A 17,213-nucleotide genomic window follows, 5' to 3' on the forward strand; every position below is an offset into this window, starting at 1 on the left:
AACGTGAGTAACGAATTAATTTTTGGCTTTCATTCAATCGAAGCCATTTTGAATAACGCGCCGGAGCGCTTTTTAGAAATTTATGCACTAAAGGGACGTGAAGATCAGCGTTTAAATCAAGTCGTAAACGATGCCCGTAAGTTTGGTATTTCAGTGCAGTTTATGCAGCGCAAAGCGCTTGATAACAAAGCGAATGGTGAGCAACATCAGGGCATTATTGCCAATGTTAAAGCGGCGCGCGCATACAATGAAAAAGATCTTGATGAGATCATTCAAAGAGAAACCACACCATTTTTCTTGGTACTTGATGGGGTAACGGATCCTCATAACTTAGGTGCATGTCTACGTAGTGCTGATGCAGCAGGTGTACATGGTGTTATTGTACCAAAAGATAAGTCTGCAAAGCTAAACGGCACTGCAAGAAAAGTAGCGTGTGGTGCTGCAGAAACGGTTCCGCTTATCCAAGTAACCAATCTTGCTCGCACGTTGCGTGATATTAAAGAAGCCGGTGTGTGGGTTGTGGGTACGGCAGGTGAAACCGATACAGCTGTTTTTGATGCAAACCTGACTGGGCCTATGGCCATTGTGATGGGCGCCGAAGGCGATGGCATGCGCCGTTTAACTCGGGAGCATTGCGATGAACTGGTTAAGATCCCGATGGTAGGTAGCGTGTCTAGCTTAAATGTATCGGTTGCGACTGGTGTTTGTTTATTTGAAGTGTTAAGACAGCGCTCAGCACTTTAATCACTTGATAAGCGCCGGCTTTTGCGGCGCATCTTCAGCAGCTTTATCAACGTAAAGAGCTCGCAAGGTAAACTTGCTCCTACTCAGCTCTACTTTTGGTAGGAGCCGATTTACTCGGCGCAGCTTTATCAACGTAAAGAGCTCGCAAGGTAAACTTGCTCCTACTCAGCTCTACTTTTGGTAGGAGCCGATTTACTCGGCGCAGCTTTATCAACGTAAAGAGCTCGCAAGGTAAACTTGCTTCCACTCAGGTCTATCTTTGGTAGGAGCCGATTTATTCGGCGAGCTTTTATAACCCGCAAGGTCAGTTTACTCCCACACAATTGTACAGGGTATTACCCCATTAAAATCGCTTGCAACTCTTTAAGAGACTCTACGGTATAGGTTGGCTTGATATGGTCGGGGCAGACTTTGCCATCATGCTTTAACCAACAGCTGTCAATCCCAAAGCGGTTTGCGCCTAAAATGTCACTCGCTGGTGTGTCGCCAACCATTAATACTTTGGATTTGTCGGGATTCCCCAACAGCGCTAACGTATGCGCAAAAATACTCGGGTCTGGCTTGGCTTTACCTACCAACTCAGAGATCACCACTTCAGAAAAACGATCCACAAGGCCTGTATGTTCCAATCTTTTTTGCTGAAGCGCGGCAAATCCGTTGGTAATAATAGCCAAAGTACATTGACCTTTCAGGCTGTCGAGCAAGGCTTTAGCTCCCGGTAACGGTTGGCAAATTTCAGCCATCGCTGCCAAGAATCCCGCATTGAGTGTTTCAGGCGCGATATCGAGTTTTTCAGCCCAGCGACTAAAGCGCGTTACCTGAAGTGTTTTTGCGTCAATCTCACCATTTTGATACTGCACCCAAAGTGGCGCATTTAAGCTGTTATATTCCTCGTAGTCCTCGTCAGTGAACACAACGTCATATTGAGTAAACAGCGTTTGTAATCCAAGTTTGGCATTAAAGCTAAATAAGGTTTCATCCGCATCAAATAAAATATGTGTATAGTTCGGCATTATAAATACATCTCTGGGTGATTAAAGGGCGCCATTGCGAGCAATAAGGCTTGCGTGTAGCTACTTTCTCTGGTGGCAAGGTGGTTGGTTAGTAAACCGATAGCACCGCCTTGTTGCTTGATATTAGTGGTATTGAACAGGTCATCCATTACATGCCCTAGCTCTTCACCTTGTTCAAGACGCGCGTAGACCGATGCCGGTAGCGGCAAATTACAACTACGGCCGACACTCGTACGACGGTTATCCGCAATGACGACATAAGCGAAAGTAGCTGCACCGTATTCAAATTTGGCAGCGCCTCCTTCCATGGCACAATAAAAATCGGCTTGATGATGTTGCTGTAAGTAAGTAACACGATTCTCTGCGCCTTCGCGGGTGGCTTGTTCACCTAAAGGCTGATCCGCAACGAGACTCGGCGCTGAGATACCCTGACAGTCAATTTTTGCATTGGGAAAGTACTGCGCAAAGATGGTTTTTGCAGCATTGATTTTTACTGGGTTTTTAGACCCCACTAAAATGGTAAGCACGTCCATATAACAACTACTCGTGATGCTTTAAAAGGCGTCAGTGTAAAGTGTGATATGGAGCGATGCAAGGAAGCTATTATTCCTAATCAAAACATAAGGCGTGTTAAATCGGTAAATCGACTGGCGCCATATTCTCAAGGGCGCGTTTCTTTACTAATAATTCTTTGATAAGTGGAGTCAGTACTAACTCCATTGCCAGCCCCATTTTCCCGCCCGGTACAACTAACGTGTTTACACGAGACATAAAGCTGCCTTCGATCATTTGTAAGTAGTAAGGGAAATTAACATCTTCGATGCCACGAAAGCGGATAACTACAAAGCTTTCGTCTAATGATGGTATGTCTTTAGCACTAAATGGGTTAGAAGTATCCACGGTGGGCACACGTTGAAAGTTAATATGCGTGCGAGAAAACTGGGGAGTAATGTGATTAATGTAGTCATCCATTGAGCGCACAATTGACGTCATGACCGCTTCTTTGGAGTGGCCGCGCTCATTGGTATCGCGAATGAGCTTTTGGATCCATTCAAGGTTGATGATAGGCACCATGCCAATCAATAAATCAACGTTGCTGGCCACATCATATTCGGGGGTCACGACACCGCCGTGCAGCCCCTCATAAAACAGCATATCGGTGTTTTGTTCCAGTTCTTGATAAGGAGTAAAAGTGCCCGGTAGCTGATTGAATGGCACGGCATCGTCAAACGTGTGAAGGTAGCGACGGACTTTGCCATTGCCGGTTTCGCCATAGCTTTTGAACAGGCTTTCTAATGCGCCGAAGTCATTGGCTTCTTCACCAAAGTAGCTAATGTGCTTACCTTCTTGCAGCGCTTCGCGACGCAATTTATCCATTTCAGGGCGAGTGTAGCGATGAAAGCTATCGCCTTCGACATAGGCGGCTTTGGTATTAAGACTGCGGAATATGTGTTTTATCGCGCTTGTCGTTGTTGTAGTGCCTGCGCCTGAACTACCAGTAATGGCGATAATAGGGTGTTTGTCTGACATAAATCTGCCTTAGCTTTCATCATCCGTTAATTCGATGTTACGCGAAGCAAAGTTTTTGGCAAGCTTTGCTTGAGGGCAAGTGTTGGGTATCATAGCGGGGTGATATAACTACAATGAAAAATCAAAGGAACGTCCATGTCCATTTCAATGCGTGTGAAGCTCGCAGTTTGTCTATTCGCTTTCGCGTCCTGTTTACCGGCTTATTCAGCCATGCCCAAAAGCCAAATTTGGCTAGCTGAATTAGGTGAACATTTCAGTGCTAAACCAATTACCGAAAACACCGCGTATTTTAATCAACCGCTAGTGACTGACTCTGGGGTTTACTATACCGCGGAAGTAAGCGCTGATGGCAATAGCCAAACGGATCTGTTTTTTTACGACTTTCAAAGCCAAAACACAACCAACCTCACGCAATCCCCTGTCTCCGAATATTCACCCACACTGCATCCGAATGGGGAAGGGTTAACGACGATTGTGGTTGAGGGATCCGGTAAGCAAAAATTGTGGTTTTATCCGTTTGATCAGGCGACAAAACCAAGCCGTGTTTTTGAGCATATTGAGCCTGTGGGGTATCATGCTTGGGGGAGCAATCAAGATCTGATTATGTTTATTTTAGGTGCGACTGAAAGTGCTCCGCATACCTTACAGTACACAGATATTAACGGTCATTTACCACAAATTCTTGCCGAAGATATTGGCCGAACTTTGTCTTACAACCGTGCGCGTGACGTGTTTGCTTTTACTTATCAAGTCAATGGCTTGATGTGGTTCGCAACCTACAACAGAGAGAGCGATCATATTCAGCGATTTTTTGCTCTTCCCAGTCAAGTGCAAGATTATACCTGGTTGGATGATAATAAAGTGGCGTATGCACTAGATAATAAAATTTATTACCGAGATTTAAATGCGCCTAAAAAAGTTCACTTATTAAGAAACTTAAGAAGTTACTGTCAGACTTCAATCTCTCGTTTGAGCTTTTTTGATAACAAGCTGGCATTTGTATGCCACAGCGAAGACTGATAGCGATATATTAAATTGCATGTTAAACGCAGTGCATAGACAACAACCATAGGAATAGATATGACGATTCTCGTAACAGGTGGTGCAGGCTATATCGGCTCTCACACTGTATTAGAGCTGCTACAGCAAGGCAAAAAGGTAGTGGTCGTAGATAATCTAAGCAATTCTCAGCAGACTTCATTACATAGAGTCGCTGAGATAGTAGGAAAGGAAGCGACATTCCATCAAGGTGATATTCTTGATAAGGCATTTCTTGATAGTGTATTTGCGCAATATGATATTGAAGAAGTGATCCACTTTGCCGGTTTAAAAGCCGTAGGAGAGTCGGTTCAAAAGCCAATCGAGTATTATCAAAACAACGTCCAAGGTACGTTGACGCTCCTTGATGCAATGCGTGATGCTAATGTCTTTAAGCTAGTTTTTAGCTCGTCAGCTACGGTATATGGAGATCCTGCCAGTCTTCCTATTCGTGAAGATTTCCCTGTTGGTGGCACAACCAATCCTTATGGTACGTCAAAGCTGATGGTTGAAATGGTGCTGCAGGATGTTGCTAAATCAGACCCGCGTTGGGCCTTTGCTATTTTGCGTTACTTTAATCCGGTTGGTGCACACGAGTCGGGGCTAATTGGTGAAGACCCAAATGGTATTCCCAATAACTTACTGCCTTACATCTCACAGGTTGCTGTTGGTAAACTGGCGAGTCTAGGCGTCTTTGGCGACGACTATGACACTAAAGATGGTACGGGCGTGAGAGATTACATTCACGTGGTTGACCTTGCTATTGGCCATTTAAAAGCACTTGAGAAAATCGCAGTAGCAGCAGGCACACATATCTATAACTTAGGTACTGGCAATGGCTACTCGGTACTTGAGATGGTTACCGCGTTTGAGAAGGCAGCGGGCAAAGCTATACCGTATGACATTAAACCGCGTCGCGATGGCGACATTGCCGCTTGTTACGCTGCGCCTGAAAAAGCCAAATCTGAATTAGGCTGGCATGCAGAGCGTGGTCTGGATGCCATGATGCAAGATACATGGCGCTGGCAAAGCAATAATCCAAACGGCTATAAATATTAACTAACTTCTTATCCTGAGTTCAGGTTAAATAACCTGAACATCTGTTACTTCTCTTCGCCTTTGCCATTTAGGGTAAAGGCGAGGTTTCATTGAACATCATTACCACATCAATCTTAGTTTCATAAAACTGTCATGCCGTTGTCACCTAAACTCGGTTAAATGATCTGGTATAGACCAGTTTAGAGGCAAGTTATGAACAACGATTATTTACTCCTGACGCCAGGCCCACTTAGCACCTCCCACACCGTGAAAGAAGCCATGTTGAAAGACTGGTGCACTTGGGATGATGAATATAACCAAGGTGTAGTGCAAGTTATTCGCAAGCAACTTTGTGAAATAGCGGTTGCAGATCCGCAGTATCGCAGTGACTACAGTGCAACCTTAATGCAGGGCAGTGGTACAGCAAGTGTAGAGGCGGCTATTGGGACTTTTATTCCTAAGTCTGGCACTTTACTGGTTATCAATAATGGTGCTTATGGTGCGCGTATTATTGAGATAGCCAATTATCTAAATATTAATGTAATAGCGCTCAACTTTGTTGAAACCGAACTGCCGCAACTGGAGCAGATCTCACAAGCGCTTGAGCAACACCCTGAGATCACCCACGTAGCAATGGTACACTGCGAAACCACAACGGGGATGCTGAATCCGGTTAAGCGCGTAGCTGAGCTTGCGAAACATCACAATAAAGTAATGATCCTTGATGCCATGAGCAGTTTTGGCGGCATTGAGATGGATATGCACGAGTGGCAAATTGATATCCTCATTAGCTCAGCAAATAAGTGTATTCAAGGTGTTCCAGGTTTTGGCTTTGTGATCGCGAAAACGGCGCTGCTGGTTGCCTCTGAAGGACAAGCACGTTCACTCTCGCTGGATCTTCACGCCCAGTGGAAAACCATGGAAAACCACCATGGTAAATGGCGTTTTACCTCGCCAACGCATGTTGTCAGGGCTTTTGCCAAAGCACTGGAAGAATTGGCGCAAGAGGGGGGCGCTTCTGCGCGATTTAAGCGTTACAGCGAAAATCAAAAACAGCTCGTTAGCGGCATGAAAGCCCTTGGTTTTGAAGCCTTGCTACCAGAAGTCATGCATTCACCTATTATCACTTCTTTTTATTCACCAAGTGACGAAAGCTATGAGTTTAAGCGCTTTTATGAAGCATTGAAGCAAAAAGGATATGTGATTTACCCCGGCAAAGTATCAAACGCAGATTGCTTTCGAATTGGTAATATTGGCGAAGTGTATGCCGCAGACATTAGCGGACTACTTAAAGCTATCGCACAAGCAAAATACTGGTAAACCGTCAGAGTAGAAGACGCTTTACGCGGCGATGGGTTAAGGGGGTTACACCCCTTAGCTAAATAAATGAGTAGCGAATCTTCAATCGCGAAAGCAAAATACTGGTAAACCATCAGAGTAGGGGCCGCTTTACGCGGCGATGGGTTAAGGGGGGTTATACCCCTTTAACTAAATAAATGAGTAGCAAATCTTCAATTGTGTTAACGATGGCCTAATCTGGACTGTCACCTCCCCATAAAGTGATTCTGCACTCATTAAAGCTGGAGGCAAACTAAGAAAAATCACGTTTTACCAAATCACAAATCATCGCTGTGCTAACAGAAGCTGGAAAGTCTCTGGTGTACGTAGTAAATACTGCGTAAGCAATGGTACGTATTCCAATATAAATTAAACATTAGGGTATTGAGTTATCCATATATCATCGCACCCACGCTGTCTATATATTTCAACAGTTTTCCTGATCAACATATCAGCAATTGATGCCAGTGCATCTGACCCCCCAGAAATAGCATCCCTCTCATAAACATATCTACTATCCACAAAAACTTTGCGGTATTTTGTAAGCATATCTCTAGTAAAGTCACTTTCAAACAAGCGCTTGATATCTGTTGGTAGTGAATCATAGAGGCTCAATAAATCATGTTTGTCTTTACCTTTTAGGGTGCCATCAGTTTTTAATTTATATTTTTCGTTTATTTGCCCTTCATTACCGGATACTTCAGCATGAAAGCTTTTAAACAATATTTCTAACGATAGTGCTGCGTGAACAATTGAAACAGTTATATTGTGTTGCCACATCAATTTGGACGATAAGAGGTATGCATAGGACGTTTCTATCATGTGAGGAGCCATGATCCATTCATGCACTTTTTTCATTAGCTAATTCCGTATTTCCAATTTTGTCTTCTATTGAGGGTTATTCGCAACTGACTTTATCAATCAAACCCCCACATTTAAACATCATTGTGGCGAAAGTGTAACTGTGTTATTCGACTTAGATCTAGGCCTTTAAGTCGCTCATTAAAATTAGCCATCTTGATGTTCCTTGCAGTTGTCAAATGTGGGAGTACCAAATTTAAACTTAGCGCTATTTCTAAAATAGGACAACCGCAGTAATAGGACAGGTTGTCGTGCTAAAGCACGACCTACGGGTATAAGGGTTACACGCCTTCAACAATCATTTCTATGGCGTCATGGAGCCAATATTCAATATTGTAATCCACTAATGCTTGCTCGGCGTCATAGCGGGCGCGCAGTACCTTTAAGCAAGGTGCGCCGCTGTTCTTTTCTAATTTGTCGGCAACATCATCGGGTAGTACGGTGACGCTTATTACACACTGTTCAAAGCTGACGTCAACTTGGTAGTGAGTCGACATCACTTCCGTGATAGAGCCATCCAGCGGTTGGTTGTGCAAGTCGGCAAAACGTTCGGCTGCACAATAGATCTGTTCCATCATTATTGCGCGACCATCTAACGCGCGTACTCGAGTTAGTTCATATACAGGCTGGCCGTTAAAATGAGAGTGGCTAAACTCAGGCTCTGTGGAAGGGGCATTAATTGCCACTACTTGAGTTGTTGGTGTAAAGCCTTGTTCAATGGCAAGGTGGTTAAAGTTCACTTTTTTAGCTGGATGCCATTTGAGCTTTTCCGGGGTGACAAACCAGCCGCGACGCTTTTGGCTAAAGATAAGCCCTTCGGCTTCTAGTCGTGCTAGGGCTTCACGGACGGTGATCCGTGTTGAGCTAAATGTTTCTTGCAGCGCACGCTCTGAAGGCAATTTGGCACCGGGCGTCATGCTGCCAGCGGCTAGCAGCGTTTGGATATGGTTTCGAATACGTTGATAAAGCAGCATAATTGAGTCGATAAAACCTTTTGTGACAAGCTTACTATCGTTTTATGACAGGATAAATATTTATAATTTGAGACTTGTAAACTCAGATTGGCCTAATTCGCCAAGTAGGCTTCTATTTGGCTAAACCAATAGCTACTCGGCAAAACGGCTAAACTCGGATCTTTCCCTAAATCATCAAAGCGACGCAGCGCGATAATGGCGTCCAATTCAGGCAGCTTGGAGAATGCCGCAAGTTCTTCGCTGCTCATCTTTCCGCCTTGTCTTGTTAGCGTTAATTGGCTGGCAGGAGAGAGCGTTTGGTAATACTTCTCATCCATACTGACCAGATAGCGTTTCGCATCTACGTGTTTGCGCACCAGTATTGTCACCGCGCGGTCAAAGCCAAGCTGGGTTAAATGATCCGCCCCTAAATCGCCATGATTGCTATATCCCTGCGGGGTAAAGTCAGGGTTATGCTGAGACTGAGCAACAAAATGGCCAATATCATGTAAAAATGCAGCGATTTGGGTCGCTTGATCATAACCATTTTCTTTCGCGAGGGTAGCGCATTGCTCGGCATGGTAAATTTGGCTACATGCCTCGTCATAGGTGGCGTGACCATATTGCTCGAATAGCTGTTTTATTTGTGCGATGGCATTCACTTTATATACTCCTGCTTCACGTTCGGATCTAATTTTGCTGCGCTGCCACTAAGCTTGCTTAGCCAAACATCGAGTTTATGCGGCGGCGTGTTGTTATCCTCAGCGCTTTCTTTACGGCGAATGGCATTTCTCACCATTAAGGCCCCCGCGGTGCGAAATGGCTCGACGGGAAACTGTTTAAGCGTTTGGTTGACTAAAGCGCAGTGACGCCAGTCGTTATGTTGATTAAGCAGAAGACTTGCTAAGATTTGTCCACCTAAATAGGATTGCACCACGCCGTTACCCGAGTAACCACTGCCATAAAACACATTAGCTTGACCATTTAAGTGACCAAAGAAAGGCATGCCAGAGACACTTCGGTCTGAGGGGCCGGTCCAAGTTCTGTCTATCTCGAGCTGGTGAGAGGCAAAGAAATGGCTCAATGAGCGTTCAAGAATGGCTTGATAACGGCTGGCGCGGTGAAAGGTGTCTCTCACTTGGTTATTGAAACTAAAATAATTCCCGCCTTTGCCAAGCATTAATCGACCGCTTGAAGTGGTGCGGTAGTAATTCACAAAAATACGTGCATCAATCACCGGAGCGCCGTGGTTCAGTCTCATTGCCGCAAGCTTTTCAGGTGCTGGTGTGGTGATCGCCATATCGCTCGAAACCAACACCACGCTGCGAGAAAACTGCGGCAATAAGCTTGGCAGCCAAGCGTTAACGGCAAATACCAGCTGATTGGCTCTGATCTCGCCTTTGTCTGTGGTAATGGTTAGTGTGTCTTGGCCTAGGTGCTTTAGGTAGCGGGTGTGTTCAAATACCTTGACCCCAAGGGCTTTTGCCACCTTCATCAGTCCACGCACAAGCTTGGCGGGTTGAACACTACCGGCATGGGGGGAGTAAATTCCAGCAAGGTTGGCATTAGAGCCGGTTGCTTGCAACTGCGCTTTATCCAGAGTTTGCCACGCATTAAGCTGGTGTTGCTCGAGTAGGGTGGTAATGGGGCCAAAGGCATTACGCTGGCTGTGATTAGAAGCCGTGTAGTAAGTACCATCAACGCGGCAATCACATTCAATCCCGTGTTTACTGGTAAAGGCTTTAATGTCATGAACGGCCTGCTCCGACTGGCGCACTAAAAAGCAGGCTTGTTCTAAGCCAAACTCTTTAATTAAACTGGCAAACTTAGTCGACCATGTCAGCATGGCACCGCCATTTCGACCCGAAGCACCTTGTCCACAGAGGTCTTTTTCAATAATGGCGATATTTAGCTCAGGTTTTTGCTTTTTCAGCGTTATGGCTGTCCAAAGGCCAGTAAAGCCGCCACCTATGATACAAACTTGGGTATCCAACGCGCCATGAGGTGGCGCGCTTGCTGCGGCTTCAATATCGGCTTGAGTGATTGCTTCATCAAACCAAAAAGGCTGAAAACGCATTACGGGCGCTCTCCACGGGCGATACGAGCAGAAATATCCACCAAAACCATTTCGATATCAGCCAGTGAATCAATCACATAGTGCGCACCAGCCTCGCCAAGCTGCTGATAAGCATTAAGGGAATGTGCACTTTGCTCTTCGTGACCGAGCGCCGTCCATTCTTCTTCGCTAAGCCCCACCGCATTACCCGTTAAAGCAAGTCCTACGGTCCACATGCCGGCATTTAATCCCTCGCTTATTCCCGGCGCGGAGTCATCGACTTTTACGCACCCAGACACGCGATTAATCCCAAGTCGTTGTACGTTTTCTAACGCCATCCAGGGGCCTGGGCGAGAGCCAGCTGCACATTCATCACTGGCAACCACACAATCTGGCTGATAACCATAGTCGGCAGCGGCAGGCACTAGTACGTCCATCACAGGTTTGGGATACCCAGAACAACTGCCAATCTTAACGCCTTGTTGTTGCAAACGTTTGATCACCGCAAGCACGCCCGGAATGGGGGCAGCTCGGTCGGCGACTTTTGCTTGTTGGAGCGGCATAAAGGTTTGATAAATATGGTCAACATCTGCCGTACTCGGTGCCTGACCAAATTGCGTTATCCAGCGGGTGCGGACGCTGTCCATTTGTAGCAAGGTATTAATGTGATCCCATTTACCCATTCCCATCGGACCGCGCGCTTCAGCTAAGGAAATATCAAATTGATATGCTTGCTTAAATGCTTCAACAAAAATACTGGTAGGGGCAATCGAACCATAGTCGACCACAGTACCAGCCCAATCCAAAATTAACGCTTCAATGTGTTTCATGTTGTTATGACTCCTAGCTAGGAAATATGTGATGAAAGTGCCGTGGCGCGTACTTGCGTTGACGCCTTACGTGGTCGCTTTAATTTCACGGCAAAATAAATAATTGAACTCACTACGAGGGCGCTTGCGATAAACGCTACCCAATAGCAAGCCATGGTAAAGAAGTGCAGCCAGCTGAGCTCAGGTGTGGCAAAAGTTTTATAGAGCAAAATGCCCACTGAACCGATGTAGCCCGCCGAATCCGCCAGATAAATCAAAAACCCTGCGTTCGCAGTCGAGCCAACTGCTGAGATCATGCGGTCAAACATAAAGCAGTTATAGGGGATATAACTGATATAAAGACCAGCCCCGAGCAGTACCATCCAAGTTTTAGGATCGAGACTTTGGGTTTGGTATAAATAGGTGCTGCCAGCCAGCAGTGAAGCCCCGAGTAAGACAAAGCCATGGTTGGCAAAAAATGCGATGCGGTTATTTTTAATTAACACCAAAGCGGCAAGGGCAATGAGCACGATAAAGGCGATGCGGATCCCGGCATAAGCAAAAATCGCGGGTTCTTGCCCATACCCTAAGGCCTGCCAGATCTCGGCTGAAAAGTTATCTCTAAAGTCACGAAAGCCGGTAAAGAGTAAAAAGCTAAGCACCAGTACGGTTATTCCAAACCAATACTGTTTAAAAAACGCCAGCCGGGCTTTGCCATCCATTGGCGCGCGCTTTTGTCGTAATTGTTCATCCTCTTGTGTAGGTTCAGGAATGCTATTAAGACAAGCAACGCTGAGTACAAGCAGCGGCAGAAAAATCGCTCCGGTTGCCGCTGGCATCCACAGTTCAGGCACATTGAGTTCGCTCACCAGCCATTTGCCCACAGTTCTGACTAATCCAGAGGCAAGAATAAAAGTCACGCTGAGTACCGCGCCTAAGATTTCGGTGGTTTTGCGACCTTCTAAAAAGCTAAAAACCAGCCCCCAGATCATGCCAAGGGATAGGCCATTGGCAAACAGCCAAACCAGATTCCAGCCCGTAGGAGTAATGGCAAATAGCACCAGTGCGAGCTCGGCGGCTAAAATCATGGCCAAAATCGCACGACCGCGATAATGATGCTGCATTTCAGCAATCACTTTAACGCCGATAAATTTCGCGCATAGGTAGCCAAACACTTGCGAAAGGATCAAGGCAATTTTAAAGCTAACAACCCAGCTTGGGTCATCAAAGGCTTCATAGGTATTGACCGAAAATGGCTTACGAAAGGCGTACATACAAAAGTAAGTCATAAACGCACTAGTCGCGGCAAATAGCACAAAGCCGATACCTTGGGCGTCTTTTAGCCAGCGCGGGCGGGCGTTAAATAGCGTGATCTGCAACATCATAGGATCCTCGGTAATTCGAGGGCAATCCTTTGTGGATTGCCCGTCAACCGGTGTATACCAATCGGCTTAATCAAGTGAATTGGTATTAAAATTGGTAGTTAATGCCGACCATGCCGCGGATACCATAGTATTCCACCTGTAATGGACGACCCTGCTCACCTTGGTAGTACTGCAATGCTTCATTGGTGAGGTTACTTAGCTCTAGGTAAACTAACGTTTGTTCGTTAAGTTGGTATGACGTTGTAAAGTCGACGCTGGTATTGGCGCCATAGTAGCTATCCGATTGGCTATCGCCGCCGTGCTCTTCGATATAAGCACCTTTATGATTAAGCGCTATTCGAGCTGCAAAACGGGTGTCGTCGTAATACAGCGTAAAGTTGTAAAGCTCATTGGCCTGACGTGGAATGGCTACTTTTTCTGTGCGCTCTGGGATCTGCATTTCAGAATCCATAAAGGTCGCATTGGTCATTACCCCAAAGTTGCTCAAACTGTCAGAAATAAAACCAAGGTCGCGGTTAAATGCCAGCTCAATGCCCGCAAGCCAAGCGCTATCGCCGTTTTCAGGACGGATGATGGTCACGCCTTGCTTGTTGTTGTAATTGCCAACGCTGGTGGCTTGGAAGATTGGGTCTTGGATATCTTTGTAGAATACCCCCGCAGAGACCAAACCAACGCGGTCAAAATAATGTTCCACCATCAAGTCGAGATTATTTGAGTAAGTAGGGTCGAGTGCTGGATTGCCTGAATTAAGCTGGTTGTCTTGTTCAAGGTAAGTTGCGCCTGGTGTTAACGAACCAAAGTCAGGACGGGCAAAGGTGCGAGTTAGTGCGAGGCGATAATTGGTATCGTCATTGGCACGATAAGTAACATGTAGTGCGGGTAATATGGACCAATAATCATTGCTGTTGGTGGTATCAACAACTTTGTCTTCGTCGGCTAAATAAGTGTAACCAGACACTTCGGTATCGGTGCGGGTAACGCGTAAGCCACCTAATACTTCCCAGTTGTCGCTAGCTTGGTAAGTTGCCATACCGTAGAGCGAGGTGTGGGTTTCTTCAACATCAAAGTTTCTGCCCAGCGCTCCACCGTTGCTGATGAGTGCTGATTCACCCGTATCTAGCTTGAACTTATTGCGATTTTGCGTCCAAAACTGAGCAAGAGCATCGGTGGAAGCCACTTGTGATAGCTGCGTGCGATAATCAAACTTGGCTTCGCTTAAGTAATCGCTGCGACCGGGTTGATCGCTTAAGGCAAAGTCTGCAAGCGTTGGCGCTGCGCCATATTGTTCGCTGTCCCACGCGTAAAACTCATCGGCAAAGTCAGCTTTACGGACTTTGTCACGGTATTTCGCCCCAAACTTAACGGCTAGCTGGTTATTGTATTGCCAGTCAAAGTCGGCATTGGCCACCAGTCTGTCTTTTTCGTTGACGTAGACCTTGTATAGCTCAACCCAAGACAATCCCATTTTGCTTGGATCGAGTGTAAAGCCCGAAGGGAAGTGATTACTTATGGCGTTCCAAGGATCGCTGCCGCCGTCTACTTGGTTGTAGGCATAATTTTTACCGGTATCGCGGTCTTCAAGTCCAACATATCCCACCTCTTTTTGATCAAAACGGGCGACAAAATAGCTATTGTCTTCACTGTTGGGTTTGTCGCCATAGCGGAATTCATTTTCGTACGTGGCTAGTTGCCAAGAGAGCGTTTTATCAAAGCCAAAGTCATGTTCACCTGCAATTTCAAAGCCTTGCATTTCGGTGATGAGTTCGTTGCGAATATGCTGCAGCTCAGCACGGTCTTTATCAAAACGCAGTCTGTGCTTATAGTGGGTTTCATCATCAATCAGTGTGCCATATAGCGCGCTGGCGCTGAGCGTGCCGTTTTCAAGTTGATATTCCAGCGAGCCATTTAAGCCGTAAGTTTCACGGGTTCCCGTATAATCACGCAGCTCTAAACGGTAAATGCCTAAGCCATCGTTACCTCGGCGCGGCTCATAGTTATCGGTTGCCCAATCACGTTGCCAAGCTGTGGCGTTAATGATAAAACCTAGCTTGTCGTCGAGTAGACGATCGCCGTACACCACATTGGCAGAATAGTTTGTGCCATCGGCCAGTTCATTTTGGCCCACAGCGAAGTTGGTTTTGAGGATAAAATCATCAGCGCCTTTTTTGGTCACGAAATTAACATTACCGCCAATCGCATCGCCTTCCATGTCAGGGGTGATAGCCTTAGACACTTCCACAAATTCAATCAATTCGCTTGGAAAAAAATCGAACGCAGTAGCGCGGCTGGTGGTTTCCTCTTCAGCGGTTGGAAGGCGGTTACCGTTGATGCTGGCCGAACTCCATTGTGACGGTAAACCGCGCACTGCAACAAAACGGCCTTCACCTTGGTCACGCTCTATCGACACACCTGGAATACGTTGCACGGCTTCAGCGGCATTTCTATCTGGTAACTTACCAATCCCATCGGCAGAAATGATACTTTTGATATTACTGGCATTTTTTTGGTTATTTGCTGCGGCCATTGCGCCACGGAAGATTTGCCCAACGGTGACTACTTCTTCCATCGCTTGTTGGTGGTTTAATAAGATTGGAGACAAGGTAGTGACTTTGCCATCAGTTACTTCAACTTGAAGTTCAGTTTCCTGATAACCCATATATTTCACGACTAAGGTGTAGCGACCGGCATCTAGTTTTGGCAGTTCAAAGCGACCACGATAATCAGATACAGTGGATACATCTTGGCCTTTTACTGAGATAACAGCGCCAGACAGATTACTTTGTGGATCTTTTACAACACCAACAAGTTTACCTGTCGCAGCATATAAGCTGGGACTGGTGGCGAGTAACACGGCAGCAGCGATTTGGGTTAGTTTTTTCATTGCTCTTTTCTCAAAAGTTTGGGTTAAGTTTTCTGGTCTAGTCCAGTTTGTTGCAGATAGAGTAATGACGGTTTTTTACATTCCGATGACACAAAGGTGAAAAATTAACTAGCGCCTACTGCTCTTTGTTGTTTGATTCGCTTTAAATGAGATAGGAGGATGTTGTTAGATGTTTGGCTTAACTGAATAAGATTTGTCATACTCGCGTTATCAGCAGCAGGTTTTCAGTAAAGGAATGGCAACGTGATTTATGCTTTGATTGCGGCGATTGGACTTTCTCTTTTTATCTATAGCATCACAGCTCGACAACTAGATAGGGCGGAGCTCACCGCACCTATGTGGTTTGTGCTAACGGGCGGGGCGATAGGCTTTGTGCTTGGTAATATTGAAGGAGGGCAACAAGCTTTAGCGGTAGATATTAATGGCCTACAGACTTGGTTGCCGATTATTGAGCTGACGCTTGCGATTTATTTATTTTCCGATGCTGCAAAAACGCGATTACGGGTGTTATCTCACAGCTTTCAGTTACCGGTTAAATTGTTACTCGGGCTGCCATTAACCATGGTATTTGGCGCGTGGGTGGCCCATGAGCTGTTTCAGTTATCTTGGTTGGCTTGCTTTTTAATTGCGGTGATCATCACCCCAACTGATGCTACTTTATGCAAAACCTTCATTCAGGATAAGTCCGTGCCCACCAGATTGCGTGAGGCAATTAATGTGGAAAGTGGCTTGAATGATGGCCTGTGTATTCCGGTATTTCTGTTTTTACTGGGAGTATTAGCTGAGCGAATGCAAGCGACAACTGAATCATTTGCTTGGATTTTTATACGTGAAGTGGGGATTGCACTCGTTGTCGCGGGGTTACTGACTGGGGTGATCATTTGGTTACTTAAACGCGCCTATCAACATCATTACTTTGCGTCTAAAACCAGCCCTTTTCTCTTTGTTGGCATCGCTTTTTTAGTTTTTTCGGTAACCCAAGCTCTGCATGGCAGCGGTTTTATCGCTGCATTTGTCAGCGGGTTGCTGTTTGATAAATATTATCGTGATGAGTTTAAAGATCAGCTTATCGAAGAAGGGGAGCACCTCGCCGAATTTGCGGCTTTTATGATCTGGATAGTATTTGGTTTGTCGGCAAGTGTAGTGTTGTTAAATGTTACCCAATGGCAGGTTTGGGTGTACGCAGTGTTAGCAACCGCCATGTTTAGGTTGATCCCGGTATTCCTCTGCTTGTTAGGTGGTGAACTGACAACCAAAGAGCGCTTTACGTTAGCTTGGTTTGGCCCCAAGGGGTTGGCTTCGGTGGTGCTCACCTTAATGCTACTCAGCGAAGAGTTGCCAAATGGTTTGCAAATTACTCAAGTGGCGATGGCAACGGTGCTGTTGAGCATTTTTGTGTTTGGATTATCTAGTCGACCTATTTCTAAATTATTTACCGGTGCTTCTGGTCGAGAGTGATTACTCTAAATCACAACTGGAGTAGCGTGTGATTTCGTATCTGAATTGTACTGTTATATTGTAACTTATTGTGAAATAAAATATTTTTTGTCACTTTGCTGAAATAAAA

General features: G+C 45.7%; 15 protein-coding genes. 5 read left to right on the top strand and 10 right to left on the bottom strand.

The window, feature by feature from the left end:
• The first annotated feature begins 3 nt into the window (after positions 1-3).
• Positions 4-744 carry a 23S rRNA (guanosine(2251)-2'-O)-methyltransferase RlmB gene (gene rlmB / locus CTT31_RS02330; RefSeq protein WP_010368698.1) on the top strand — a complete coding sequence of 247 codons (741 nt, stop codon included), beginning with the start codon at positions 4-6 and terminating at the stop codon, positions 742-744.
• Between the two features lie 335 nt (positions 745-1,079).
• Here the strand turns inward: rlmB and yjjG are convergent, their stop codons facing one another.
• From yjjG to CTT31_RS02345, 3 genes are all read right to left on the bottom strand, one after another.
• A complete protein-coding gene (gene yjjG / locus CTT31_RS02335) occupies positions 1,080-1,757 on the bottom strand; it encodes a pyrimidine 5'-nucleotidase (protein ID WP_260491890.1) in 678 nt (225 codons plus the stop codon).
• Positions 1,757-2,290 (bottom strand): inosine/xanthosine triphosphatase, encoded by a 534-nt coding sequence (yjjX, locus tag CTT31_RS02340; RefSeq protein ID WP_010605825.1) that lies wholly within the window; start codon positions 2,288-2,290, stop codon positions 1,757-1,759. The genes yjjG and yjjX overlap by 1 nt, the downstream gene beginning before the upstream one ends.
• 97 nt (positions 2,291-2,387) lie before the next feature.
• On the bottom strand, positions 2,388-3,287 hold the full coding sequence (locus tag CTT31_RS02345; RefSeq protein ID WP_010368692.1) for a phosphoribulokinase: 900 nt from the start codon (positions 3,285-3,287) through the stop codon (positions 2,388-2,390).
• Between the two features lie 135 nt (positions 3,288-3,422).
• Between CTT31_RS02345 and CTT31_RS02350 the strand changes: the two genes are divergently transcribed.
• From CTT31_RS02350 to phnW, 3 genes are all read left to right on the top strand, one after another.
• On the top strand, positions 3,423-4,307 hold the full coding sequence (locus CTT31_RS02350; protein WP_260491891.1) for a TolB-like translocation protein: 885 nt from the start codon (positions 3,423-3,425) through the stop codon (positions 4,305-4,307).
• A gap of 60 nt (positions 4,308-4,367) precedes the next feature.
• Positions 4,368-5,384 carry a UDP-glucose 4-epimerase GalE gene (galE, locus tag CTT31_RS02355; protein WP_260491892.1) on the top strand — a complete coding sequence of 339 codons (1,017 nt, stop codon included), beginning with the start codon at positions 4,368-4,370 and terminating at the stop codon, positions 5,382-5,384.
• Positions 5,385-5,576: 192 nt separating this feature from the next.
• Positions 5,577-6,683: a 2-aminoethylphosphonate--pyruvate transaminase gene (gene phnW / locus CTT31_RS02360; protein ID WP_260491893.1), complete on the top strand. Its 1,107-nt coding sequence runs from the start codon at positions 5,577-5,579 to the stop codon at positions 6,681-6,683.
• 387 nt (positions 6,684-7,070) lie between these two features.
• On the opposite strand, the gene CTT31_RS02365 is transcribed toward phnW, so the two are convergent.
• From CTT31_RS02365 to CTT31_RS02395, 7 genes are all read right to left on the bottom strand, one after another.
• A complete protein-coding gene (locus CTT31_RS02365; RefSeq protein WP_260491895.1) occupies positions 7,071-7,559 on the bottom strand; it encodes a hypothetical protein in 489 nt (162 codons plus the stop codon).
• A gap of 284 nt (positions 7,560-7,843) precedes the next feature.
• Positions 7,844-8,536: a GntR family transcriptional regulator gene (locus tag CTT31_RS02370; protein WP_260491896.1), complete on the bottom strand. Its 693-nt coding sequence runs from the start codon at positions 8,534-8,536 to the stop codon at positions 7,844-7,846.
• A gap of 92 nt (positions 8,537-8,628) precedes the next feature.
• Positions 8,629-9,177: an HD domain-containing protein gene (locus CTT31_RS02375; RefSeq protein ID WP_260491898.1), complete on the bottom strand. Its 549-nt coding sequence runs from the start codon at positions 9,175-9,177 to the stop codon at positions 8,629-8,631.
• The gene (locus tag CTT31_RS02380; protein WP_260491899.1) at positions 9,174-10,592 is read right to left on the bottom strand and encodes an FAD-dependent oxidoreductase; all 1,419 of its coding nucleotides are present in this window, start codon (positions 10,590-10,592) and stop codon (positions 9,174-9,176) included. The genes CTT31_RS02375 and CTT31_RS02380 overlap by 4 nt, the downstream gene beginning before the upstream one ends.
• Positions 10,592-11,401, bottom strand: a complete 810-nt coding sequence (gene phnX, locus CTT31_RS02385; RefSeq protein ID WP_211859159.1) for a phosphonoacetaldehyde hydrolase — start codon at positions 11,399-11,401, stop codon at positions 10,592-10,594. Before phnX ends, CTT31_RS02380 begins: the two co-directional genes overlap by 1 nt.
• 17 nt (positions 11,402-11,418) lie before the next feature.
• Positions 11,419-12,765 carry a DUF5690 family protein gene (locus CTT31_RS02390; protein ID WP_249122452.1) on the bottom strand — a complete coding sequence of 449 codons (1,347 nt, stop codon included), beginning with the start codon at positions 12,763-12,765 and terminating at the stop codon, positions 11,419-11,421.
• 85 nt (positions 12,766-12,850) lie between these two features.
• On the bottom strand, positions 12,851-15,646 hold the full coding sequence (locus tag CTT31_RS02395) for a TonB-dependent receptor (RefSeq protein WP_260491900.1): 2,796 nt from the start codon (positions 15,644-15,646) through the stop codon (positions 12,851-12,853).
• Positions 15,647-15,889: 243 nt separating this feature from the next.
• Here CTT31_RS02395 and CTT31_RS02400 point away from each other — a divergent pair, with 243 nt between their 5' ends.
• Positions 15,890-17,104, top strand: coding sequence for a cation:proton antiporter (locus CTT31_RS02400; RefSeq protein ID WP_211859161.1), 1,215 nt, complete (start codon positions 15,890-15,892; stop codon positions 17,102-17,104).
• Positions 17,105-17,213: the final 109 nt, after the last annotated feature.

It is taken from the genome of Pseudoalteromonas maricaloris, assembly GCF_024746855.1.
Lineage (GTDB): Bacteria > Pseudomonadota > Gammaproteobacteria > Enterobacterales > Alteromonadaceae > Pseudoalteromonas > Pseudoalteromonas maricaloris.

Bases quoted from the DNA above. Each gene is read 5' to 3' on its own strand.
- yjjG (WP_260491890.1), bottom strand. From the start codon at position 1,757: ATGCCGAACTATACACATATTTTATTTGATGCGGATGAAACCTTATTT.
- yjjX (WP_010605825.1), bottom strand. From the start codon at position 2,290: ATGGACGTGCTTACCATTTTAGTGGGGTCTAAAAACCCAGTAAAAATC.
- CTT31_RS02345 (WP_010368692.1), bottom strand. From the start codon at position 3,287: ATGTCAGACAAACACCCTATTATCGCCATTACTGGTAGTTCAGGCGCA.
- CTT31_RS02350 (WP_260491891.1), top strand. From the start codon at position 3,423: ATGTCCATTTCAATGCGTGTGAAGCTCGCAGTTTGTCTATTCGCTTTC.
- galE (WP_260491892.1), top strand. From the start codon at position 4,368: ATGACGATTCTCGTAACAGGTGGTGCAGGCTATATCGGCTCTCACACT.
- phnW (WP_260491893.1), top strand. From the start codon at position 5,577: ATGAACAACGATTATTTACTCCTGACGCCAGGCCCACTTAGCACCTCC.
- CTT31_RS02365 (WP_260491895.1), bottom strand. From the start codon at position 7,559: ATGAAAAAAGTGCATGAATGGATCATGGCTCCTCACATGATAGAAACG.
- CTT31_RS02370 (WP_260491896.1), bottom strand. From the start codon at position 8,536: ATGCTGCTTTATCAACGTATTCGAAACCATATCCAAACGCTGCTAGCC.
- CTT31_RS02380 (WP_260491899.1), bottom strand. From the start codon at position 10,592: ATGCGTTTTCAGCCTTTTTGGTTTGATGAAGCAATCACTCAAGCCGAT.
- phnX (WP_211859159.1), bottom strand. From the start codon at position 11,401: ATGAAACACATTGAAGCGTTAATTTTGGATTGGGCTGGTACTGTGGTC.
- CTT31_RS02390 (WP_249122452.1), bottom strand. From the start codon at position 12,765: ATGATGTTGCAGATCACGCTATTTAACGCCCGCCCGCGCTGGCTAAAA.
- CTT31_RS02395 (WP_260491900.1), bottom strand. From the start codon at position 15,646: ATGAAAAAACTAACCCAAATCGCTGCTGCCGTGTTACTCGCCACCAGT.